25 protein-coding genes, 1 tRNA gene and 1 pseudogene are annotated in these 22,516 nt (G+C 52.4%); 15 read left to right on the plus strand and 12 right to left on the minus strand.

What is annotated here, in order from left to right; translation table 11 throughout:
• Positions 1 to 67: 67 nt before the first annotated feature.
• The gene (locus SYNC_RS11180) at positions 68 to 388 is read left to right on the plus strand and encodes a DUF805 domain-containing protein (RefSeq protein ID WP_011620346.1); all 321 of its coding nucleotides are present in this window, start codon (positions 68 to 70) and stop codon (positions 386 to 388) included.
• A 100-nt stretch (positions 389 to 488) separates the two neighbouring features.
• Here SYNC_RS11180 and SYNC_RS14040 read toward each other — a convergent pair whose 3' ends face one another.
• Together SYNC_RS14040 and SYNC_RS14045 are read right to left on the minus strand one after the other, a co-directional pair.
• Positions 489 to 743: a hypothetical protein gene (locus tag SYNC_RS14040; RefSeq protein ID WP_011620347.1), complete on the minus strand. Its 255-nt coding sequence runs from the start codon at positions 741 to 743 to the stop codon at positions 489 to 491.
• Positions 744 to 806: 63 nt separating this feature from the next.
• On the minus strand, positions 807 to 1,244 hold the full coding sequence (locus SYNC_RS14045) for a transporter ZIP family protein (RefSeq protein WP_011620348.1): 438 nt from the start codon (positions 1,242 to 1,244) through the stop codon (positions 807 to 809).
• Positions 1,245 to 1,447: 203 nt separating this feature from the next.
• Between SYNC_RS14045 and SYNC_RS14420 the strand changes: the two genes are divergently transcribed.
• Both SYNC_RS14420 and SYNC_RS11195 read left to right on the plus strand, forming a co-directional pair.
• Positions 1,448 to 1,666 (plus strand): hypothetical protein, encoded by a 219-nt coding sequence (locus tag SYNC_RS14420; RefSeq protein ID WP_011620349.1) that lies wholly within the window; start codon positions 1,448 to 1,450, stop codon positions 1,664 to 1,666.
• Positions 1,667 to 2,387: 721 nt separating this feature from the next.
• Positions 2,388 to 2,747 (plus strand): hypothetical protein, encoded by a 360-nt coding sequence (locus tag SYNC_RS11195; protein WP_148201905.1) that lies wholly within the window; start codon positions 2,388 to 2,390, stop codon positions 2,745 to 2,747.
• A 97-nt stretch (positions 2,748 to 2,844) separates the two neighbouring features.
• On the opposite strand, the gene SYNC_RS11200 is transcribed toward SYNC_RS11195, so the two are convergent.
• Both SYNC_RS11200 and SYNC_RS11205 read right to left on the minus strand, forming a co-directional pair.
• Complete coding sequence (locus SYNC_RS11200; protein ID WP_011620352.1) at positions 2,845 to 3,801, minus strand: tetratricopeptide repeat protein; 957 nt, start codon at positions 3,799 to 3,801, stop codon at positions 2,845 to 2,847.
• 173 nt (positions 3,802 to 3,974) lie between these two features.
• Complete coding sequence (locus SYNC_RS11205) at positions 3,975 to 5,348, minus strand: DUF2345 domain-containing protein (RefSeq protein WP_011620353.1); 1,374 nt, start codon at positions 5,346 to 5,348, stop codon at positions 3,975 to 3,977.
• A gap of 99 nt (positions 5,349 to 5,447) precedes the next feature.
• Between SYNC_RS11205 and SYNC_RS15085 the strand changes: the two are divergent.
• From SYNC_RS15085 to SYNC_RS11220, 4 genes and pseudogenes are all read left to right on the plus strand, one after another.
• A pseudogene (locus SYNC_RS15085) lies at positions 5,448 to 5,549 on the plus strand (carbamoyl-phosphate synthase); the annotation flags it as partial.
• A 161-nt stretch (positions 5,550 to 5,710) separates the two neighbouring features.
• On the plus strand, positions 5,711 to 5,857 hold the full coding sequence (locus SYNC_RS15235; protein WP_284498664.1) for a hypothetical protein: 147 nt from the start codon (positions 5,711 to 5,713) through the stop codon (positions 5,855 to 5,857).
• A 621-nt stretch (positions 5,858 to 6,478) separates the two neighbouring features.
• Positions 6,479 to 6,904 carry a hypothetical protein gene (locus SYNC_RS14430; protein ID WP_148201906.1) on the plus strand — a complete coding sequence of 142 codons (426 nt, stop codon included), beginning with the start codon at positions 6,479 to 6,481 and terminating at the stop codon, positions 6,902 to 6,904.
• Between the two features lie 55 nt (positions 6,905 to 6,959).
• Positions 6,960 to 8,069, plus strand: coding sequence for a class I SAM-dependent RNA methyltransferase (locus SYNC_RS11220; protein WP_237699214.1), 1,110 nt, complete (start codon positions 6,960 to 6,962; stop codon positions 8,067 to 8,069).
• A gap of 10 nt (positions 8,070 to 8,079) precedes the next feature.
• Here SYNC_RS11220 and SYNC_RS11225 read toward each other — a convergent pair whose 3' ends face one another.
• Complete coding sequence (locus SYNC_RS11225) at positions 8,080 to 8,478, minus strand: phage holin family protein (RefSeq protein WP_011620355.1); 399 nt, start codon at positions 8,476 to 8,478, stop codon at positions 8,080 to 8,082.
• Complete coding sequence (locus SYNC_RS11230) at positions 8,478 to 8,903, minus strand: hypothetical protein (protein ID WP_041426721.1); 426 nt, start codon at positions 8,901 to 8,903, stop codon at positions 8,478 to 8,480. The genes SYNC_RS11225 and SYNC_RS11230 overlap by 1 nt, the downstream gene beginning before the upstream one ends.
• Positions 8,904 to 8,948: 45 nt before the next feature.
• Here SYNC_RS11230 and SYNC_RS11235 point away from each other — a divergent pair, with 45 nt between their 5' ends.
• The 3 genes from SYNC_RS11235 to SYNC_RS11245 all read left to right on the plus strand — a co-directional run bounded on the left by SYNC_RS11235 (position 8,949) and on the right by SYNC_RS11245 (position 14,291).
• Positions 8,949 to 9,350 carry a hypothetical protein gene (locus tag SYNC_RS11235; RefSeq protein ID WP_011620357.1) on the plus strand — a complete coding sequence of 134 codons (402 nt, stop codon included), beginning with the start codon at positions 8,949 to 8,951 and terminating at the stop codon, positions 9,348 to 9,350.
• Positions 9,351 to 9,476: 126 nt separating this feature from the next.
• On the plus strand, positions 9,477 to 13,028 hold the full coding sequence (gene smc / locus SYNC_RS11240; protein WP_237699215.1) for a chromosome segregation protein SMC: 3,552 nt from the start codon (positions 9,477 to 9,479) through the stop codon (positions 13,026 to 13,028).
• Positions 13,029 to 13,088: 60 nt separating this feature from the next.
• Positions 13,089 to 14,291: a PRC-barrel domain-containing protein gene (locus SYNC_RS11245; protein ID WP_011620359.1), complete on the plus strand. Its 1,203-nt coding sequence runs from the start codon at positions 13,089 to 13,091 to the stop codon at positions 14,289 to 14,291.
• Positions 14,292 to 14,317: 26 nt separating this feature from the next.
• On the opposite strand, the gene msrB is transcribed toward SYNC_RS11245, so the two are convergent.
• The 3 genes from msrB to SYNC_RS11260 all read right to left on the minus strand — a co-directional run bounded on the left by msrB (position 14,318) and on the right by SYNC_RS11260 (position 16,168).
• Positions 14,318 to 14,743 carry a peptide-methionine (R)-S-oxide reductase MsrB gene (gene msrB / locus SYNC_RS11250; RefSeq protein ID WP_011620360.1) on the minus strand — a complete coding sequence of 142 codons (426 nt, stop codon included), beginning with the start codon at positions 14,741 to 14,743 and terminating at the stop codon, positions 14,318 to 14,320.
• A 27-nt stretch (positions 14,744 to 14,770) separates the two neighbouring features.
• Positions 14,771 to 16,057, minus strand: a complete 1,287-nt coding sequence (locus tag SYNC_RS11255) for a hypothetical protein (protein ID WP_011620361.1) — start codon at positions 16,055 to 16,057, stop codon at positions 14,771 to 14,773.
• 29 nt (positions 16,058 to 16,086) lie between these two features.
• Positions 16,087 to 16,168 (minus strand) — tRNA-Leu (locus tag SYNC_RS11260).
• 100 nt (positions 16,169 to 16,268) lie between these two features.
• Here SYNC_RS11260 and accC point away from each other — a divergent pair.
• Positions 16,269 to 17,612 carry an acetyl-CoA carboxylase biotin carboxylase subunit gene (gene accC / locus SYNC_RS11265; RefSeq protein ID WP_011620362.1) on the plus strand — a complete coding sequence of 448 codons (1,344 nt, stop codon included), beginning with the start codon at positions 16,269 to 16,271 and terminating at the stop codon, positions 17,610 to 17,612.
• 39 nt (positions 17,613 to 17,651) lie between these two features.
• Here the strand turns inward: accC and SYNC_RS11270 are convergent, their stop codons facing one another.
• Positions 17,652 to 17,972, minus strand: coding sequence for a YggT family protein (locus SYNC_RS11270; RefSeq protein ID WP_011620363.1), 321 nt, complete (start codon positions 17,970 to 17,972; stop codon positions 17,652 to 17,654).
• A gap of 100 nt (positions 17,973 to 18,072) precedes the next feature.
• Between SYNC_RS11270 and psbX the strand changes: the two genes are divergently transcribed.
• From psbX to SYNC_RS11290, 4 genes are all read left to right on the plus strand, one after another.
• Positions 18,073 to 18,195 carry a photosystem II reaction center X protein gene (gene psbX / locus SYNC_RS11275; protein ID WP_011620364.1) on the plus strand — a complete coding sequence of 41 codons (123 nt, stop codon included), beginning with the start codon at positions 18,073 to 18,075 and terminating at the stop codon, positions 18,193 to 18,195.
• A gap of 80 nt (positions 18,196 to 18,275) precedes the next feature.
• Positions 18,276 to 19,247, plus strand: a complete 972-nt coding sequence (locus SYNC_RS11280; protein ID WP_011620365.1) for a Ycf66 family protein — start codon at positions 18,276 to 18,278, stop codon at positions 19,245 to 19,247.
• 23 nt (positions 19,248 to 19,270) lie between these two features.
• Positions 19,271 to 19,798, plus strand: a complete 528-nt coding sequence (locus SYNC_RS11285) for a hypothetical protein (RefSeq protein WP_011620366.1) — start codon at positions 19,271 to 19,273, stop codon at positions 19,796 to 19,798.
• Positions 19,795 to 20,280 carry a hypothetical protein gene (locus tag SYNC_RS11290; RefSeq protein ID WP_011620367.1) on the plus strand — a complete coding sequence of 162 codons (486 nt, stop codon included), beginning with the start codon at positions 19,795 to 19,797 and terminating at the stop codon, positions 20,278 to 20,280. Before SYNC_RS11285 ends, SYNC_RS11290 begins: the two co-directional genes overlap by 4 nt.
• A 1-nt stretch (position 20,281) precedes the next feature.
• On the opposite strand, the gene SYNC_RS11295 is transcribed toward SYNC_RS11290, so the two are convergent.
• Entirely contained in the window at positions 20,282 to 20,506 is a 225-nt protein-coding gene (locus SYNC_RS11295) for a chlorophyll a/b-binding protein (RefSeq protein WP_011620368.1), read from the minus strand.
• Complete coding sequence (locus SYNC_RS11300) at positions 20,503 to 22,491, minus strand: ATP-binding cassette domain-containing protein (RefSeq protein WP_049750410.1); 1,989 nt, start codon at positions 22,489 to 22,491, stop codon at positions 20,503 to 20,505. The genes SYNC_RS11295 and SYNC_RS11300 overlap by 4 nt, the downstream gene beginning before the upstream one ends.
• Positions 22,492 to 22,516 lie beyond the last annotated feature (25 nt).

Here is a 22,516-nt window from a genome sequence, read left to right on the forward strand (position 1 = left end):
AATCGGGTGGGCAGTAAAGCAGTTATTACAAACCTTGCTAACAGTAAAAATGGATACAGAATGAGATGTGTTCGCCAAGCTTGCAATGCTTGATTTTTATCCTCAGTTCTGGACGAAAGCCTTTGATTTCGAAGGGCGTACAAAGCGAATTGATTTTTGGAAGATACTGCTTGTAAACATAGTTCTTGGGTTTGTTACTGCGAAATTCGTTGAGCCTCTCTATTACCTATTTGTGATTGCTTCAATCTGCCCAGGCATAGCAATGAATGTTCGCCGTATTCGTGACACTGGTCGTCAATGGCAATGGATTTTTATAGGATTTATTCCAATTATTGGAGCCCTTTGGCTTCTTTGGATTGAATGTCAGCCATCTTCTGTTCCAGAATAATTTTTTATATCTGATTCGCTGGAGGTAGCGCCAATCCACTACTTCCACACAACTTTTTCTAAATCTGGTAGACAGGCTTTGAAGTAAAACAATCGTTTTATTATGTCCATATAGCAACAACTGCCATAACGACAAATCCAGCAACAGCTCCAACAAATTCCCTCTGATTACAGCAACGAACAATCATTGGACTGGTTGCCAAACCATGCAATGTTCCAAAAAATAAAAATGTTCCAGCTGCTACAGCACTAATCGAGGCTTCAACTAATGGATGCGTTTCTGATGCACCGCTGACTGACTGGCCGAGCAAGACACCAAGTGGAAACATTGCAACAAATATCAAAAACAAGTACATGGCAGATGATGTAGAAAATTTGGATCTACTTAGCTCAAGACCTAAGGCAAAACTTGCAGAGCCTTAATGAGCAAGAACTGCAATAAAAATTACAATTGTCAATGTGACTGATGTTGAAATTCCGAAAGCAGCCCCCATCAACAACGAGTGAATAGAAAGCATTAGTACAGCTGAAAAAGCTACAAGCTTTTTGTTACCTGCTGGGTTTTCACTTCTCTGATTAGCTAGATGTTCGATCCAAAGTAGTAGTAACATCACCGCCCCACAGGTCACCATCGCGAAGGGATAGTTGACGTTTGCAGCATCAAAAGCACTTTGAGCATCTCCAAGCATATGGATAAGTCCAGCTCCAAGAAAAATCCCAGCAGCGAAAGCTTCTCCAAAACCAAGGGCTGCTTTGTGAAGATCGGAAGGTTTAGTTCGTAGAGCAGGTCTTCCAGTCGCAAGAGAAACAAGGACGACAATTCCCACCAATCCCGCTTTTAAGGCAATACTTGGCATTTGAATTATGAGAACGATTCTCATTATTGCAAATAACTCCCCGCGTCCCTTATGCAGCCAGGCAGTACAGCTGTACCGCTATTCAGTAGGTATTAAAAAACCCTCACTTAGCGGGGCTTACTGGATTGCGAAGTGGAGAGGGACGGATCGAACCGATGGTTTTCTTACAGACACGCAGGTTCTAGCCCCGAAGGGCAGAGCTGATGGCTACCTCTGGCATCCATTGTCTGGATGTGCAAGTATCTGAACAGTTGAACCTAAATTGCATGGCTAAAAACCCCTTAACGTCAATTATTGGCGCAGATCGTGATGCTTATTTCTGGATCAAAAAGAAGCTTGGTCTTAGCGAGTACCAGATGGGAGCCCTTGTCTGGTTTTCGGCATTGATCATAGGAATCCTGCTTGGAATTTGGATCGGCTGAATAAATATCGTGTCAGCGGCTGAAGATCAAGAATGCTTATCATCATTTTCGACTCAGCTAAAAAAAGTCCATCCCACACCTTCTGCAATTTCCACTCAACACTCACCGTTGAGCTTCTCCTTGTGTCGGGAGTGGTTAGGATGTTGCTATCAAATCAAAGCAGTTTGGCGAAATTGCCTATTGGGCTGAGACCCATAACGCTAGAAGACTAATCAAGACATAAAGAAAGAAGGCGACTAAGCCTTCTTTGGGGGGCGTGAAGAGCCAACCTTGTGAGAAGGTAGCTGAGCAAATGTTGAGGAAATTCCGCAGAACAGTCAATCGACTGAAACTAAGGGACTTGCTCAGCCGGATTTCTGCGGAACTTGAAATTGGGATAGTTGCTTGTTGCATTGATATCTTTGGAGGGGGTTTTCTTTATGGTGATCTGCGAGATTTGCCAAACAATCTTTTAACTTTGTTCGCTGTGGTGATAATCGACTCCCACAATTCATTAGCATTTGCAATGTTTGGGCCGTGACATTATTCTGCAAAATACAACTTCATTCAAGCATTGCATGTTTCAGATATTTTAGAAATAAAATTTAATCATCTACGAATTAGCCTACTAGATTATTCCAGCTAGTTCAACAGGCTTATTGAGGCTATTGAGCGTTTTAAGGGTTAGAAATGATTTTTTGATGCAAATTTCATGTAAGCTGATAGAAATTGCTCTAGTTGTGTGAAATCTCTGCCTTCTCTTGCTCTCATCACTTCTACTTTGGTAGTTTGCTCTGCAGGAGCATTGCATGCACAGGATTCAAAGAGCATGCCTGCTCAGAGAGCGCAAGATGAAAAACTCTATCGCCAAAAAGTTTTTCAAGCTGTATTTGAAACTTGCAATCGCACAGCACCAGTAAAAAACAAAAAAGACAAGGCCATTGCCTGCCAATGTTATGCAAAAGCCTACGATAATCGATACACTATTACGGAGTTGATTGCTATTAACAAGTGGTCTGCAGAATTCAATGATAGTAATGGTATTATTGCGTTGTTGCTAAGTCCGGAAGCGGCCAAATGCAAGGTTATCGTTCGTCGATAAATTTCAACAGAACAAATTATTTATTCTCTAAGTACAATTGGTTGGCTACAATTTAGCTGGCGTCGAATCGAAGGTTGAGTTCGACTGTGCTCATGACTCACTGATTGTTCAGATTGGCAATCATATTTGAGACTTTTGCGTATTCTTCGGTTTTTCCATTAATGAGATATAGTTGTTCAGCTTTTTCTAGATAACTTATTGCTGCTTTGGTCTTACCTGCTTCGGCCAGGATTGATCCGATACTTTCTAGAGTGAAAGCATTATTCTTGTCTAATGATGCTGCTTTAATTAAATCTTTAAGGGCTTGATCCCTTTTGTTTAGCTTTGAAGCACATAGCCCTTTTTGTAGAAAGATTCCTGGGTAGGTTTGTTCTGACTTCTCTAGATTTGATAGCAGCTCATAGCAGCTTTGATAGTTTTCTTTTTTCTTTTCAAGAACAGCTAAATTATAAATCGTTGAGGGTGTTGGATTTAGTTTCAAAGACAATTGCAAGTCTTTGAATGCTGCTTGTAAATTACCTTTAGATTGGTACGCCACTGCTCTGTTTGAGTATGCAGAAGCCTGATTTGGAACTAATGTGATTGAATCTGTTAGCCATTTAATTGCCAAGTCGTAACTTTTTAGTTGGATGAAGCAAACGCCTAATACTAAATCTTTCTTGCTTTGTTCTTCCTTTTCATCGGGGGTATACTCTATCTTTTTTAGGTCTGAGATAGCTAAGGCTGGCTGTTTGACGACCAAATAGGCTTGTGCTCTTCCAAGTAAGGCTTTGTTTTTGACTTTTCGTGGAGAGTCTGTTGTGATTACTCTGCTGAATGATGAAATTGCGTCTGTATATTTTCCTGCGTTGAAGAGTGAGATACCCTCTTCAAGATCTTTGCTTTTTTTGGATTGAGCAATCAGACCATTGATGCTTTTCGGACTCTGATCGCTCTTGAGGTTTGTAGGCAGTGATTTAGAGCGTTGGTTACGTACTGCTGATTTCGTTGCAAGTGGAGACAATAAAATCAAGCTTATGCTTAAAGCTGCGATGAGTGTTCGTTTCTTTTTCATTGCGTGCTGCTTCAACCTCTTTCTCGCCACTAATTTAACATCCGCTAATATTAATTTATTTTTAAATGATCGTTCTGTCTAGTGAAAAAGCAAAAAACATGTCGAAGCATTTTTTGTCTAAAGAGAGTCATATCATCTAAAATCGTATTTTATGTCTATTAAACGAACTTATGTTAGAACTGCCAGAATGCGCCAAGTCTCCCACCAACGGAAGGAGTGGAGTAATAGTCAGTGTTCGTACCTGGGGTGTAAGAGATCGCAGCATTGATCCAAATGTCTTGATTAACCTTGGCTACGCAACCAGCAGCTCCAGCCCATTTTGACCCGAAAACACCCGTGCCAAGGCCACAACCATACTTCTTGTTGCCAGTTGTGAGGTTGGGAATAGCAGATACTGCTAAAGCCAAAGCACCCACTGATTCAACTGCGGAATCAACTTCTTTCAAAGATCTTTCGATATCATTGACTTTTGATTCAAGTTTGCGAATGCTGGGTATGATGGGTAATTGTGCTTTACCGACTACTCCGTTGGGATCAATAGTTAAGACCTCAGTTTCGTCTCCACCTGCAAGTCCAGGAATACTCACCGTAGAAGATCCATCAGATGCACCAAGTACAACATCTGGTGCGGCGAGGGTTGCACTTTGATCTGTAAGTGTAAGTGTTCCTGAGTTAGTTCCAGCTCGTAGAGTAATTGAGCCATTTGGAGCGATGATTTCTACATTACGCCCAGAATTTAAGCTTACATCATTGTTAGCGGTAACATTAAAGTCATTGCCCGCAACATTATCAATATCCTGTTGAGAATTTAAGCTTACATCATTGTTAGCGGTAACATTAAAGTCATTGCCCGCAACATTATTAATATCCTGTTGAGAATCTATGATAACATTGTCGTCAGAAGTTAAATTAAGTGCTGCGTTTGTGCCGATAGCTTCTAAAGTAATTTGCCCATCTGAAGAAATTTCTATTTCGCCGTTGCCAGTAGGGCTGTTAGCTTCGAGGCTTATGGAGGAAGATTGAAGTCCGTCAGAAAGTATATCTATGTTGCTATCAGAGAGCGAATCAGACTGAATATCTATATTTGACTCTACGTCGCTTATAGCTAATAGCCTAGTTGAAGCAACCCCATCAGCGTCTGAAACTAGGCTGGATTGTGCAATGCCAGCAGCTTCTGCAGAGACTTGTGTTACCGCATCAAGAATTGAAACTGCTTGAACCTCTGTGAACGCACCAGCTGCTCCTTCAGACCTGAATATTGCTTCTGCTCCCACAGATGGGTCGCCATCAGTTGCAAATTCAATAGAGTTAAAGGCATCGCCGGTGATGTTTCCGTTATCTTCAATTGTAAGAACAGTCCCAGATGAACCAATGATTGAGAAATCGCCTGGGCCGCCGGTTGAGAGGACAATGCCAAGAGGAAGGTCTACATCTACCTGAGCGTGTGCTGAATTAATTCCAATTAATCCAAGACTTACTGCAACAAAAGTTACTTCTCTAAGTCTTACAAGGTACCTAAACCTTTGAAAGTGTTTTTGTTTTGACATCGAGCGAGCATTACATTAATTAATGATGATGGGGGGGAGGGGCATTCTGCTATTGAGCGTGTGACGCCTTTGTTACTGGAATTCATAACGCGGGTCTCCATTCCAGTCTCATCACAACTTGGTTACCTTTGCCAAAATGGTGACCGCTTTTGGATGTATGGGCTGAACGCCGGTTATGACAGCCGCCCGATGCATACAGGTGCCTGAGCAATAAAAAGCGGACCCTTTAGATCCGCTGCGCTGGAATGATTTAAGGGGGCATTCCACCCCCACGAGTCACTTGGGTGATAAGGCTGACTTCACCCCATCTCCCTTAATAGGGTCAGGCAGCAACAGGGGCTGCTTGACGGGAGAAACGTACGATGTTGTTCGCAGTTACGGGATTTGCTCTTACCGAGCAGGCTTCAGTCACCCTCCTTATGCCCCGTCGAAACCATTGCAGCCCCGAAGGGAGAATGGAGCTGAGCGGAATCGAACCGCTGTCCGAAACACCGGTGTGGACCACCTAGTCCGTTCAAGAACGGACTTTGTCATTCTGGCATCAAGAGCGATGCAATGCTTGACCAAGCGATCCTCAGATGCAACAAGTTATTGCACAAAACTGTTAGGGGACTATCGAAGAAGGCGCTGAAACCTCTTCATAGATCCCAGCTGAGTGAGCACTAACACAACACCTCATCCCCGCCTAAGAAACGAGGAACGCGCAGCTAATGACCTCGAACCATTAGCGAAGAAGGCCTGGACGCACAAACTTGCAGGCGACTAGGACCATCACTGACCTCCCCTCGAATCATCCTGGCAGCCTTAACGAATTCGCCGTCAAAACCAAATAAAGAGTCAGCAATACACTTTTCGATCCCGATGTCACAACTAAAAACAACCAAAATGCGCATCATCTCAAAGAAAAAGCATGAGATCAAAAGAGAATATGAACACCAAATGTATCAATCAAAAACAAAGCCTAGGGCTCTACTTCAAAGGAAAACTTTTGGCAACACACAAAATAGAAAATCCAAAGAAAATCCCACAACTGGCTACCCCCTCAACACAAGTGATTATTCTAAGAGCACTGATTGACAACGCATTTGACCAGATTTAGTCGGTTCTATCTACGAGTCGTTATTTGGCTTATGGGAACCGGGTACCTCTTCATTGAAGCCCGCGAATTCGTAGCAACCAAGCAACTCTCAAACATAGCAATATTTGCTATTTTATTCATCCTAGCAAGCTACCAATCAAGCGTTTCACGACTTTACATCTCTCTCAAGAAATTTGCACCAGCATGTCGCTGTTACCGGGCATCAAGCATGATGTTTACAGCTTCATTAATGGCAGTATTCGATGCTTCTCTTGACTTTTTAAAAAGCTCCATTTCACCCGAATCCCTCGCACCGATCGCCCTTACCTTGCTCTTCATCCTAGGGTGGAGTGTGAATTTAACGGCAGTGATTTTTACCCTGATCTCAATGGAATTGTTTCTGCCGATCATCATCTCTGGACCAAGCACAAAACCTGCCGATTGGGATTCGAATACTGTTTCAAACATTGGTGATTAAACAAGAACACACAGTGAAGAAGCAAGCAAAATCTGATCGCATCAAAGGCGTATCCGTGCTTCCTCAAGGATTAGAGGAAGCAGGGGTGGCTGAGCTTGTGGCCCTCGGCGCCAAAGCGGTTAAACCGCTGCGCAGGGCCGCTTCATTTGAGGCCGATATGGCTTGTTTGTATCGGCTTCATTTGCAATGCCGTCTTCCTTTTCGATTGCTTCGAGAAATGGCTCGATTCCCATGCGATGGACGCGAGACGCTGTATTCAGGGATTCAGGAAGGACTGAACTGGGAACGCTGGCTGCATCCTTCAATGAGTTTTCGGGTGGATGTCACCGGCACGGCTCCAGGCCTCAATCACAGCCACTACACCGCGCTACAAATTAAGAACGCGATCGTTGATCGACAGCGCGATATCTGGGGGCAACGATCCTCAATCGATCTCGAAGAACCTGATGTTTCACTGCATGTGCATCTCGATCGAGAGGGTGGGGTCCTGAGTCTCGATGGATCAGGCGGCAGTCTCCACCGCCGCGGCTATCGCGCAGAAATGGGGGATGCTCCGCTCAAAGAGAATCTTGCTGCTGGTTTGATCCGCCTGAGCGGATGGACAGGAACAACTCCTCTGATCGATCCACTGTGTGGTTCAGGGACGCTCGTGATCGAGGCGGCCTCATTGGCTGCAGGCCATGCCCCGGGACTGAACCGCAGCTTTGCCCTTGAAGGTTGGGCTGATTTTGATGACGACCTTTGGAGAGACGAGAAAGAACGCGCGCTCAAACGCCAAGAGCAGAACCAATTCCAGCCCATCATCATTGGCTGCGAACAGGATCCATCGATTGCCAACCAGGCTCGCAACAACGTCGAGGCCGCTGGTCTTTCCCACTTGATCTCTATTCAGACGGGAGATTTCAGAGATCTTCAGCTTCCAGACGGACCAGGCACGATCGTTTGCAATCCTCCTTATGGATTACGCATCGGAGCCGATCAGGATCTTGAGGCGCTGTATGGCGATCTCGGTGTCATGGTGAAAACCCAGGCCTCAGGATGGGATTTTTGGTTGCTCAGCGGCAATGCTGGCGTCACGGGAGCCCTCCGAATGAGAGCGTCCCGACGTATCCCGATCAACAATGGTGGAATCGACTGCCGCTGGTTGCACTACCAGGTGCGTTAACCGCAATCGATCAACGCCCCATCACGGCACGGGTGGTTTTGGACAAGCCTTCAAGGGTCTGCGGCAAATAAGGGCCCTTCGCCAGCTGTCCTCCAATTCGCAAGCTCGCACCCGCAACCACCACATTCAAAACAGCCAGGGTGAGCAACGACTGCATCAATGTCCAGTTGAAAGCGGTTTGCGACCAAACAACAAAAGCCGTTTCAACAGCCACCAGAGCCAAGAGCATCAAGGTTCCGCCCATGGCCAAAAACACACCCCCGCTGATCAGGCGACGCTTCTCGCGACCAACCTCCTGCAAAGCAATTCGAACATGCAGGTCCATCACTGACCCAGCTAATGCTGTGACTCGAGCCGCCGCTCCGAGGCCCCTTGGGCGGCTCTCTTGAGATCCTGGAAGTTCACTCATCAGGAACGACGACCTCCCGTTAGCAGGGCACCCACCAGCACGCCAACCCCAGCAGCAATGGCCAACGCCATCAGCGGCCGCTCCCGCACGGGGCGTTCAATCTTGGGTCGCAAGGTGGCATTGAGATCATCAAGGAGCTGCTCGAGTTGCTCCTCGAGGGGCTCAAGGGTGTCCGCAAAACGACGCACACCATCACCGGGCTGATGCATCAGATCTTCCAGCTGTTGCTGCACGGTTTGCACCGCTCGATCGCCTTTGGAGGCAATCAAGTGCACAACCTCATCAAAACTGCCCCGGGTGGCCTCTAAGGCTTGATGCGTCACCTCGGGCCAACGACGCTGGATTTCAGGAACGAGAGACTCAAAATGATCCCGAAACCGTTGCGCAAAATCCTTGTCTTCCTCTTGGGATGGAGCTGAGTCCATGGATAGGGGTAACGCCTTTCTCAGCCTAGAGATGGTGTCCAGAAGATGACACCCATCAAAGAGCAACTGTCTCGATATCTATTCCTGGAACACACGAATGCTCCAGATGATCCAACTTGCCGACATGTGGATTTACTCCTCGAAGATGGCGAAAGCTGCCGCACCTGGCGGCTGAGCAGTGTGCCCCTTCCAAACGGCCCCAGCCTCCAGGCCATCCCATTGCCAAGGCACCGCCTGATCTGGCTTGAGCGAACCTCAGCGGCTGTGTCTGGAGGACGCGGCTGGGGGCGCCGCATTGTGGGAGGCACTTTTCAAGGGGTCTTGCCGGACAACCCAAAGGAGCTGATCAAGGTTGAACTACTGGGCACTGCCGCTATCCACTTACCAGACCCTTTAACCCTTGAACTGGCCAATGGCGAATGCCGGCTACACACATCGACTGGATAACAGACCAGCACAAAGCCCTTGAGCTTTTCAGAAGCTTCGCTAGTTTTGGTTTGCTGACAGCTGTGTCACCTGTTGGTCCATATCAATCAGGTCGGACTGACCCATTTCAAGTCCTTCGGTGGGGCGATGACCATCCCCCTCGAGACCGGGTTCACTGTGGTGACCGGTCCCAATGGGTCTGGAAAAAGCAATATTCTCGATGGAGTCCTTTTTTGTCTCGGCTTAGCCAATAGCCGAGGCATGCGTGCCGATCGCTTACCCGATCTGGTCAATAGCGGCATGCTCAAAGCTGGCAAGTCGGCTGAGACCACTGTCAGTGTGCGTTTTGACCTGAGCGACTGGCAGCCAGACACAGCAGAAGAGGGGATTGAGCCTCCTGAGGAGGGTCCCTGGATACAAGCTGATGCCAATGAGTGGACGGTGACACGCAAGCTTCGCGTGATGCCTGGTGGCTCGTACAGCAGCACCTACAGCTCAGATGGTGAACCGTGCAATCTGCAGCAGCTGCAAACCCAGCTCCGCCGATTACGAATCGATCCTGAAGGCAGCAATGTCGTGATGCAGGGCGACGTGACTCGGATTGTCTCGATGAGCAATCGGGACCGCCGCGGCCTCATTGACGAGCTGGCTGGTGTGGCACTCTTCGACACTCGAATCGAACAAAGCCGCCGCAAGCTCGACGATGTGCAAGAGCGACAAGATCGCTGCCGCATCGTTGAACAAGAACTGCTCACAGCGCGACAACGTCTTGAAAAAGACTGCGCAAAAGCACGGGCTTATCAAGATTTACGCGATCAAGTTCAGCGTGGCCGACAGCAAGAGCTGGTGCTGGCCTTTGAAGCGGCTGAAGCGGAGCTGAAGCAGCTCAAAACCCGCCAACAACACCTCAGCGAACAGGAGGTCCGCGACAGCACAGCAATTAAGGAGAAAGAGAGCACCCTGTCGGAGCAGGCCACACGACTCCAAACCCTTCAGGAGAGCGTGAAAGCTCTAGGCGAAGACCAACTAATCAGCGTGCAGGCTGAATTGGCCGGTCTCGACCCCCAGAACCGGGCACTTGAACGTCAAGCCACGCAACATCAGCAAGAAGGCGAACGCCTACAAGGACTGCGACACAACCTCACCACCCGCCGTCAACAACTTCAAGCAGACAGCGAAGGACTCAAACAAGCCAACAACCCAGAGGTCCTCCAGGCAGCAGAGCAAGCCTGCCGCGATGCCGAAGCTGCGGTTGAAATCTCGCGCAGACGCCTCGGCGATGTTGCCGGGCGATCTGGAGCCTGGCTGGATGAGCAACGCCAACGGGCAGCACGCCGCTCAGACCTACAGACCACGCTCAAACCTCTTCAAGAGGAGCAACAGCAATTACAAGAGCGTTTGCGTCAGGACGAAGCCCGTCAATCCGAGCTGAAGCTGGAACGTGACGAAGCCGGCGCAGAAGACCGTGAAGTCCAAGACCAGCTGGAACAACTGGAACAGGAGTGGCAATCGCTTCTGGAAAGCCTGCGAAGCGGCAAAGAACAGCTTCAAGAACGCGCTGAAGCCGTTGCGATTCAACAACGCACCCGCACCAGGCTTGAAGAGGAACAGACCCGTCTGGAACGGGAAATTGCCCGTTTAGAGAGTCGACGGGAAGCCTTACAGGAAACACGAGGGACGGGAGCCTTGCGCCTCTTGCTGGAAGCGGGACTGGATGGAATCCATGGAGCGGTGGCCCAACTTGGCGAAGTGGAAGATCGTCATCGCCTAGCCCTAGAGGTCGCAGCCGGAGCACGCATGGCCCAGGTGGTCGTTGACGACGACCGGATTGCAGCCCGTGCCATCGACTTACTGAAGAGCCGGCGTGCGGGCCGTTTAACGTTTTTACCCCTCAACAAAATTCGATCCCAGGCCGCTGGTGGGGGCGCTGCGATGGCCCGTGGCCGCCGACCGGAGGGAGCCGATGGCGCCGGCCTCATCGGTCGCGCTGTGGAATTAATCCGCTATGAGCCGATCTACGGCGATGTGTTCGGGTATGTGTTTGGCGACACTCAGGTGTTCAGCGACTTAGGCAGTGCTCGACAACAACTCGGGCGTTTCCGAGCCGTGACCCTCGAAGGCGAACTGCTCGAAAAAAGTGGCGCGATGACGGGAGGAAGCTTCAGCCAACGCGGTGGTGGACTGAGTTTTGGTGTCAGCAGTGACAGCGATGAGGCCGAGCCCCTGCGGCAGCGACTGCTCGAGCTCGGCGAGACCCTGGCGGCTTGTAGACGCGAAGAAAGCCGGCTGCTTCAATCTCTCGAGCAAGAACGTCCACTCCTTCGTCAGCTGGAGCAGAGGCAAGCGGCTCTCGATGCGGAGAGAACGGCAGCCAAGCGAGCCCATGGACCGTTGCTGGAGCGGTGCCGCCAACGCAGTGAGCGTCTCCACAGCCTCCAAGTCAACCGCACGGAACAAGAACAGCGGCTCCAAGTTCTCAAAACCACCGTCACGCCTCTGCTGGACGAACTCGAGAGAATCTCCACCGAGGAACGAGAAGTTCAAGCCGAGGCCGATGCAGGGAATTGGCAACAACTCCAGGCCGAACTCGAACAGTCGGATAACGCCCTGGAACAGGCCCGCCGCAATCGTGATGAGCGTCTTCAACATCAGCGTGACCGCGAGCTCGCACAAACCCGAATCGGTGACCAACAACAGGCCATCGAAGAGGAAGAAAACAGTCTTCAACTAGCCGTCACAGCGCTCGCTGAAGCGCATCAACGCTGGCGTGACGAACAAAAGGAGTTGGAGGAACGCCGCCAAACCCTGGAAAGCCAGCAACAAATCCTCCAAACCAAGTTTGGGGAGGAGCGTCGCGCTCGGGATGCAGCAGAAGCTTCCGTGGCCGAGCTGCGTCAGAACCTCCAGCAAGCCCGCTGGGAACTTGAACGGTTACAGGAGGAGCGCCTAGCGATTCAAGAGCAACTGCGCAGCGGTGGAATCCGCCTAGAGGAGCTCAAGCCAACACTGCCCAACCCCCTTCCAGAGATCCCAGAAGAAATCCGCCATGCCGGCCTTGAGGCACTGCAAGACCAGCTGCAGCAACTTCTGAAACGGATGGAAGCCCTCGAACCGGTCAACATGCTTGCCCTCGAGGAACTAACCGCGCTGGAAGAAAGGTTGGGAGACCTGGGCGAACGCCTTGATGTGCTCAGCCAGGAGCGCGAAGAACTGCTCCTGAGGATTGAAACAGTGGCCACACTCAGGCAAGAGGCGTTTATGGAGGCCTTTCAAGCCGTGGATGGACATTTTTCAGAGATCTTTGCAAGCCTCTCCGAAGGCGATGGCAAGCTGCAACTGGACAATCCGGATGACCCACTCGAGGGAGGGCTCACCCTGGTTGCTCACCCGAAAGGCAAGGCCGTGCGCCGCCTGGCCGCCATGTCTGGTGGTGAGAAATCACTGACAGCACTTAGTTTTTTGTTTGCACTGCAACGCTTCCGTCCCTCACCCTTCTACGCCCTTGATGAGGTCGACAGCTTCCTGGATGGCGTGAATGTGGAACGGCTTGCAGCGTTGATTGCCCGTCAAGCCGAGCAAGCCCAATTCCTTGTCGTGAGCCACAGGCGACCGATGATTGGCGCCTCTCAGCGCACCATTGGTGTCACCCAGGCTCGTGGCGCTCACACCCAGGTTGTGGGATTACCCGATGCAGCTTGAACAGCGAGCTCCCGTGTCTTGCGTCAAAATGATTCGAATTGCTCCGGCTGAGGCCTGCGTTTGAGCTCGTCCCCGTCCCCCAACGACCCACTGGCAACCGTCCCCAGCGACAGGCTGTGGCTTCGGTCGGAATTAATGGGGACCCAAGTCATCACCCGCGATTCCGGCAGACGCTTGGGTGTTGTCGGCGAAGTGGTTGTGGATATCGACCGCCGCGAAGTGGTCGCCCTCGGGTTGAGAGACAACCCGCTCACCCGTTTCTTACCGGGACTCCCCCGTTGGATGCCCCTTGATCGCATTCGCCAAGTGGGCGATGTGATTCTTGTTGATTCCGCAGACTCTCTCAGCGAGGCCTTTTCTCCAGACCGCTATAGCCGGGTCATCAACTGCCAGGTGATCACAGAATCGGGGCAAACGCTCGGCCGCGTGTTGGGCTTCTCCTTCGACATTGAAACAGGCGAACTCACCACGCTTGTCATGGGAGCCGTTGGTGTTCCCCTTCTAGGGGAAGGCGTGCTCAGCACCTGGGAAATCCCTGTCGATGAAATCGTTAGCAGTGGCGCCGACCGAATCATTGTTTACGAGGGTGCCGAAGACAAACTCAAACAACTGAGCAGTGGGGTGCTGGAAAAACTGGGCGTCGGAGGACCGAGTTGGGAAGAGCAAGAGCGGGAGCGTTACAGGATGAACATCGTCCCTGTCGAAAACCAGCTCAGTTCAGGGCAAGCGGTGGAAGAGGCACCGCGAATGCTGGAGGCCTCGGAATCACAACGCTTCGAAACGGAACGGGAGCTCGAGTACGTCGAACTCGAAGATCGGCGCAGTGACAGCACGCGTGAGCGTCGCTACCTCGATGAAGCACCGATGCAGGAGCGAGAGAGCTCCTATCGAGAGCCCTATCGCGAACCCGAGAGATACAACGAGCCCCCGTCGTATCGCGAGCCCGAACCGTTCAATGGGCGTCGGTCGTTCGATGAGAGACAGCCACTGGATCAGCCACAACGATTCAATGAACAACAGCTCTACAACGAACCAGAGCGTTTTCGCGAACCCGAGTCTTTCCAGGACGAAGACCGCTATCCAACGCCTCAGCGCACATCACCTCCACCTCAGGAACTCGATGCAGCTCCACGCTTCGAGCAACGTCCAAGACCGGCTTCACGTCGTCCAATCGAACGGCCAGGCGAACCCCTTGATGTTGAACCCATCGAGCTTCACTCTCACCAAGACCAAGAGAGCCAGCCCCTTGATGATCCCTGGTAAGTCCAAGGATCAATCCGCACCTCAACTCAAGTGATGGCTTTCTTTTTGAAGTCGAGGGAAGCACTGTTCGTGCAGTAGCGCTGACCTGTAGGTGCCGGTCCGTCGTTGAACACATGTCCCAGATGGGCATCACAGCGCGCGCAAAGGATCTCTGTTCGCACCATTCCATGGCTGCGATCCTCATGAGTGCGAATCGCACCCTCGGTCACACCATTCCAGAAGCTTGGCCAGCCCGTGCCCGACTCAAATTTTGTGCTGGAGCTAAAGAGGGGTGCATCACAACAGACGCAGTGATACATGCCATCTTCCTTGTGATTCCAGTAGGCACCGGTAAAAGCAGCTTCGGTTCCGCCCTGACGCGCCACTTGAAACTGGGTGGGGCTGAGTTTCTCCTTCCATTCCTCAGGAGTGCGTTCCACCCGATCTCCACCTGCTATGGGTGCGCTTGTCATGACTAAAACATTGGACTGGCGGGGACGCTAGTCGGAAAGAGCCAAGGGCAAGAGTCCCTGAACTTCCTCAGCAAGTGCCCTAACAGCACCAGGTTCACCGCGAAGGCCGCGCAAATCATCGCGTTGACCCCGCAACCTATCGGGTGTCGCAAGCCAGGACTCAGCCTCAAGTGCAATTTGCTCGGGCGTGATCGGACCCACGCGTTCAGGAACCACCATGCGACCAGCGCTGATGTTCGGCCAAGCCATGAATCCATGGTTTCGAAGACGCCAAGCGCTCAGCAGCAAGCCGATCAGACGCCGCAGACCTGGCAGACGGGCCAACAGCCCGAGCCAACCATCCCAAGCCTGCATCACACCCAGATGCTGGGTAGGCACCAACACGATCATGGGCACACCCAGAGCGCCAAGTTCAGCCGTATTGGCTCCCACGGTGGTGAGCGCAAGCTTGCACTGGCTCAAGGCGCCGTGGGCTGGAGGATTTTCCTGCAAGTGAATCTCTGTGCCATTGCGCGTGATCAAGCGCCTCAATCCCTCGCCCGCACGAGCCGGTTCAATCGAGGCAACATCGGTGTCGTAGGAGGCAGCAATGGGATTCGAGCGACTTGCGTAACGTTCCAAGTCTTCGACGGTGGTGGTGGGTGCCACCGGCAACAAAAAGCGGCAGCCAGGGCGTTGAGCAGCCAAACGGTCTGCAGTTTCCAGCAAGAAAGGAACACCCACGCTGAGTTTGGCTGGTTTCGATCCGGGTAACAAAGCCACCCACTCACCCGATGGCAGCGGAGCCTCTTCTTTGGCATGGCTGGAGAGATCCGCCATCAAGTCACCCACCACGCGGCAGCGAGAGCGAAAGCGTCTGGGCAGCTGGTCACGCACCGTTGGTGCCATAGCGGCGATTCGATCGTTCCAGCGCGGCCAACGCGCCACCCACTCGGCGTAGGTGATGTGGCGATAGCCCAGCCGAGCCGACAACAACACACTCCAAAATTGATCCCCACCCAAAAAGACCACCACACCCCTGTCTGGCCAGATCCCAAACCGAGAAGGCTTCAACAGCAGCAACCAAAACTGCCGAGCCAGAGTGATGCGATCAAACAATCCCCAACGGGAAGCTGCGGCGGCTTCCGTGCCAGTGGCATTGGGACAAGGGACCAAGACGAGCCGCAGGCTCAACAAAGACCCAGGAGCTCGAGGCCGCATCAGCAGACGGCGATGCAGCTGCTCCGCAAGGGGACGAACCCAGGTCGTGAGTTCACCAGGGCCGTTGGAAACGAAGACCACAGCCAGGGTTTGGTCCTTGGTGGGTAACGTCACTCAGTGCCGGTGGGGCTTGGAAAGAATGATGCGGATGGCGAGACTTGAACTCGCAAGGCCGAAGCCACACGCTCCTTAGACGTGCGTGTCTACCAATTCCACCACATCCGCGTGGCGACGTTGCCGATAGGGTTCGTCGATGGATGAGTATACCGACAGACCTAAAAAGCCGAACCGCTGATACGATCCGCGCTGGCTCGGATGCTGAGGAATGCCCATCGGCAAGGTGCTGATCGCCAACCGCGGCGAGATTGCCCTAAGAATCCTGAGGAGTTGCCGTGAACTCGGCATCAGCACAGTTGCGGTGTACAGCACCGTGGATCGCACTGCACTGCACGTGCAACTCGCGGATGAAGCGGTCTGCGTAGGCGAAGGCCCTAGCAACAAGAGCTACCTCAACATCCCCAACATCCTGGCCGCAGCAACCTCCCGAGGTGTGGATGCCATTCACCCCGGCTATGGATTTTTGGCGGAAAACGACCGCTTCGCCGAGATGTGCCGCGACCACGGCATCACTTTTATCGGTCCGTCTCCCCATGCCATCCGCTCGATGGGAGACAAGTCAACGGCGAAATCAACCATGCAGGCCGTTGGCGTGCCAACGGTGCCTGGTAGCGAAGGCCTCTTACCCAACCCGGAGGCAGCTGCTGAGCTCGCTGCTGCCATGGGCTATCCCGTCATGATCAAGGCCACCGCTGGAGGCGGCGGCCGTGGGATGCGGCTCGTCCCCAGTCCTGATCAGTTGGTGAAGCTGTACAAAGCGGCTCAAGGGGAAGCCGATGCAGCGTTTGGGAATCCAGGGCTGTACATGGAAAAATTCATCGACCGGCCCCGGCACGTTGAAGTGCAGATTCTGGCGGACCGTCATGGCAACGTGGTCCATCTCGGCGAAAGAGACTGCTCGATCCAACGACGTCATCAGAAACTCCTCGAGGAAGCACCAAGCCCGGCACTTGACCCAGAGCTGCGACGTCGCATGGGAGAAGCGGCGGTTGCAGCAGCGCGCAGCATCAATTACGAGGGGGCCGGAACGGTGGAATTCCTGCTGGACCGAAGTGGGGGGTTCTATTTCATGGAAATGAACACCCGCATCCAGGTGGAGCATCCAGTCACGGAAATGGTGACGGGTATCGACCTGATTGCTGAGCAGCTACGCATCGCCGGCGGAGAGCCGATCAGCGTGCGCCAAGAAGACATCCAAATGAGAGGTCATGCAATCGAGTGCAGGATCAATGCCGAAGATGCACAGCACAATTTCCGGCCAGCTCCCGGACGGATCACAGGATGGTTGCCGCCTGGAGGCCCTGGAGTTCGCGTTGATAGTCACGTGTACACGGGCTACGACATCCCACCCTTCTATGACTCCTTGATTGGCAAGCTGATCATCTGGGCCCCCAATCGCCCAGCTGCACTTGAACGCATGAAGCGAGCTCTCAACGAGTGCGCAATCACCGGAATCCCAACAACGGTGGACTTCCATCTGCGCATGCTCGACCGCCCTGAATTCCAAAGGGGCGACGTGCACACCAAATTTGTCGAAGAAGAGATGCTCTAGATCAGCTCAACGATGGTGCACCGTGCTCTCCAAAAGTGCTTAGGCAATGGACTGGGCGCGGAGCAGCACCAATGAGAGCAATCCCTGCTGACCGACCAACAGTTCGCGCAGCAAACTGAGCAGCCCAACCCAGATCACTGGAGTGACATCCACGCCCCCGATCGGAGAAACAACCCGGCGGGTCAACCCCAGAATCGACTCAGTGGGCCAGGCCACAAGGGGCCAAAAGCCTTTGGAAAGATCCACCTGGGGGTACCAAGTGAGCACGATGCGCGCCAGGAAGGTGAGGGTCCATGCGGCCAACAGCAAGCCCAGTACCAAGTTGAGAAGAGGGAGGATGGCGACAAGCGTTGGCGTCACAAAGCCCTAAGCAATGGGAGCTGTCATCGTAGAAACTTGACCCTGATCCCTAAGATCGCAGCGAATCAGGCCTCTCTGAACGCATTCGGTCCTAACCCCTATGACGCCTTCCCTCTCCAATTTTCTGACCAGCCTCGTTGCTGGTGTCGCGATCGTTGTGATCCCTGCCTCTATCGGACTCTTTTTTCTCAGCCAAACCGACCAGGTTGATCGCAAACTTTGAAGACCCTTTCACGCTCCGTAGACTGAGCTCACTCGACCCGAGCTTCGGTTCCACGCAGGTCGTTATCAGAGAGCTTCACTGTGGTTAATGCCAGTCTGAATTGGGCCAGCATTGTTGGCATTGTGCTGGCTGTAGGTGGAGCACTGCTCTACTTCATGCGCAGTTTCAAACCAGCTCTAGCCCGTGATTACGACGTGTTCTTTGCGGCGATCGGCTTGCTCTGCGGAGGAATTCTTTTCTTCCAAGGCTGGAGGCTCGATCCAATCCTCCAGTTTGGGCAATTTTTGCTGGCTGGAACCACCGTGTTTTTTGCTTACGAGAGCGTTCGACTTCGGGGGATTTCAGCGGAACAGGCCAGACGCTCAGCCTATTTCGATGATGAACCTGAAGTCGGAAGCCCCGCCGGAGGTTTGCGAGGTGGGTATGACGATCCCTATGAGCGTTTCGACGAACCTCAGCCGATTCGACGCAGGTTTGGCGGCCAAGGCCCGGATGAGGGAGAAAGACCTGAACAAGATTTTTATCGCCCACGTCGCACCTCAAGAGCTGCAATCCCTGAACAGGCAGCGAGTCGGAGCCGTCAGCGTTCCGATCCCGCCTCAGATTGGTCAGACAGCAGCGAACGAGATCGACGCATGGCTCGATTCGGTCGCAGTGAGGACTCTGCACCGAGTGGCCCAAGTTTTGGAGAGCGCCGCAGCCAACGCCAGGATCAGCGCAGAGGGTCCAGGCCTACACCAGTTGCATCATCTAGACCTGAACCCTCATCCCGCGCCTCTGCTGGGGCGGCTGGGTTAAGCCAACGCGCTCCAGGGTCAGCGCGTAGCGCTAGCGGTCTTGATGGGAAACCCGGCATTCCTCAAGGCAGTCCTCTGAGACGCGAGCCCGAAGATGCCGCTTACTCCCCAAGCACGCGTCAAACCTCCTCCACTCCCCCGGTGAGCAGACGCAATTCCACTCCTGAAGACAGGCCTGCAACGGCTAGGGACACCAATCGCACCCCTCCCCGCAGCTCCCGCCCAAGGGATAACAGTTCTCGCTTCGACGACTGATCAGGCTGAGCATTCCCTCCCGTATGACCCGACGCCTCCTCCTGGTGCTGCTTGCACTAGGACTCGTCGCTTGTGAAGGTCGTTCGACCCGAGCACCATCTGGCCTGCTTGCACCACAACAACAAGACCCTGCTCTCAGCGGCAATGGTCGGTTGTTAGCCGTGATCGAAGACCAAAACGGAAGACCGACCGTTCAGTTGCGCGACGTACAAGGAGGTGGCTCATTGCGTTTGCGCCATCTCTCACGTCATCAGCCCCACAGCTCACCGTCCTTGAGCTGGAACGGCCGTTATTTGGCTGTGATTACCCAACGCGGCAATCACAGGCTGGTCTTGATTGAAGACCGCCTGACCGGCAAAGCCCACCCCTTGCATTTGCCCTCCGGTCGAGATCCCGTTCAGGTCAGCCTGGCTCCTGATGCACGCAAGCTCGCCATACAAACCGCGGATCAAGGGCGTTGGCGCGTGGAAGTGATTGACCTGAGCGGAATGCTGGAGCCCGACGGACCGGGAGGCCAGCGACGCACCACACCCAGCGAAGCCAACCGATGAGAAAGGGATTCATCACATCGGGCCTACTGCTTTGTTTCGTCGTTTTGGGTTGCAGTCAAAATGGCATCCGTCCCATGTCCCGGGTCGGGGCATCGCTACGTCGCAGCGCCGAAAGCAGGCGCCTTCCATCGATGGGACAACGCTGGCTGGCGAGCCTCGCCAGTCGCAACGGAAGAGAGCGCGTGGAGCTGATTGACCTGAGCAACGACACACCGGTGCCCCTGAATGGGATTCATCAGGCCGACTCCCAGACCATCAGCCTCAGCGTGAGTGGGGATGGTCAGAGGATCGCCCTGATCCGCCAACGCGAAGAACGCACCGAGTTGATGCTCTATCGACGCAATGTCAGCGCTTTGCAACGACTGCCCATCAATCCGCCTGGAGTACCCCGTTCCGTAAGCCTGAATGGAAATGGTCGACTGCTCGCCGTTCAAGTGAGCCGCAGAGGGCGTTGGGATGTGGACTTAATTCGCCTCCCTTAGTTCAGGGAATCAGGCCTGCCCAATGCAAAAAAGTATCCCGACTGAGGGCTTCCGTGAGCAAGACAGCTACAAATCCGATCATGGCGAAACGTCCATTGATCCGCTCTGCGTAGGCGCTCCAACCAAAGTCAGGCACATCTTTGGTTGTGGCACTGGTCTCTGGAGCGGTCGACGCCTTGGAGGGCTCCTCCGGAGTGAGATCAATTGTTTGATCAGATTTGTTCATGGTTGATAGCTACTGGCAGGGATCAGGCTCCAATCGCCATCCCCACGCAGTTCAAGCACGTTGTCATGGAAGTGCTTGAGGGAAGGACGATGGCCAACACTAATAAAGGAGAGATCTCGATCTACAAGCAACGCATAAAGCTGCTTCTCTGTCTTCACATCAAGAGCGCTGGTCGCCTCATCCAGGACCACAAAACTCGGAGAGTTCAACAACAACCGTCCAAATGCCAATCGCTGCTGCTCCCCAAGGGAAAGGATTCGAGGCCAATCCTGCTTGATGTCCAAGTCTGGATATCGCGTTACTAGCTTCTGCAAGCTGACTTGTTCAAGCACACTTCGGAGCTGCTCATCACTAAAGCGATTTTCATCTGCTGGATAACAAAGCTGTTCTCTTAACGACCCCAACAACATATAAGGCTTCTGAGGGATGAATAAGAGATCGCCCATCGACGGCCTCTCAACACTGCCCCGACTTGGCTCCCAAAGGCCACTAATCATGCGCAACAGTGACGTCTTTCCACATCCGGAAGGCCCCACCACCAAGAGTTTGTCGTGATCACTGATATTGATCGTGAGATCTTCAATCACTGGATTCTTTCCATTGGGAGGGTAAAGATCAGCAGACCGAATCACGATGCCGTTACTTCCAGGGACAACACGACTGTTACTACTGGGAGCCTGCTTACTCACCTGCTCAACCTTGGTTTGGAATCCTTCAAGACGACTGATACCGGCAGCAAACTGAGCAAGTTGCTCAATTCGAGCCACGATGAAGAACAACGATCCCTCCACCATGTTGAAGGCGAAGTTGGCTTGATTGAACACGCCGAAATCAATTTCACCCGCAAAATACACAGGCGCCATAACCAAGAAGGGAAGAAAAACTCCTGCATACGAAACGGACCTGCGCATAACATCGATAATCACCTGCCAGATAATGAGGAGATTGAAGTTTTTAACAACCGAGCCGAGACGCCGGAACGACTCTTGCTTTTCTTGACCCTCCCCCGAGTAAAAAGCAATTGATTCTGCGTTGTCCCTGATATGAACCAAGCCATAGCGAAAATCAGCCTCATAGCGAAGCTGGTCATAATTAATCCTAACCAAATTGCGCCCTGAAACAATGAGCAAAGTAGTCGCGACTGCTGCATAGCCAAACAAGGCAAAAGTAAGCCTTGAGCTAATGCTCCAGAGCACCAAAATATTGAGCGAAAACGTTAAAAGCGCATCAAAGAGGCCTAGCGCAAGACTTAAACTTTGCGCCGTAAATGATTCCGTATCCTGAGTGATACGCTGATCAGGGTTATCAATATCTGTTTCGTCTTCACTGTTTGGATTAAGAACATAATACGCCCTATTTTTCATATAATCGCCAATTAATGACTTAGACAGCCACTCTCTCCAAATAATCCCCAGCTTTGCGGTGATATAAACCTGAGTCACCCGGATAGGAAGAGCGATCACAAAACAAGCACCGTAAATCGCTAATCGCCCATAAAAGCCACCTTGATCTTTATCGACCAAGGCATTCGTAATGTCTCGGTAAATAAACCCAATCCCTGTATTAATCCCGTTAACAGCAAGCAACATGAACACAATCGTTGCCAGCAGGCCCCAATTAAGCCACCGCCTATGGCGCAATTGCTGACGAAAAGCAACGAAGCTGGCCAAACCAACCAGAAACAGAGCGACAAAAGCCACTCCCCACCAACTCGACCAAATCGTGGCGATCGTGCCGGAAACACCAGAAAGATATTTCTCAGTTAAGTCCGGCTGAAACCGATCCAGGCTTCGGATCAGTGCGGTAAGAACCGCAAGCACCAATCCGCCAACACAAAACAGAAGGCACACCAACAGCCAGATGAACTGCCATCCGCTGGCCTGATCGAGCGGTAAGAAAAAGGGTTGGGCCAGGTGACGCAGCTTCGCGAGCTGATTACGCAGATTTGAAATCGGGCCGCTGCTGCCGGAAGTAGACGCTGTCATGACGCCATTCTCACAAGCCAAGCCT

This window comes from Synechococcus sp. CC9311, assembly GCF_000014585.1.
Lineage (GTDB): Bacteria > Cyanobacteriota > Cyanobacteriia > PCC-6307 > Cyanobiaceae > Synechococcus_C.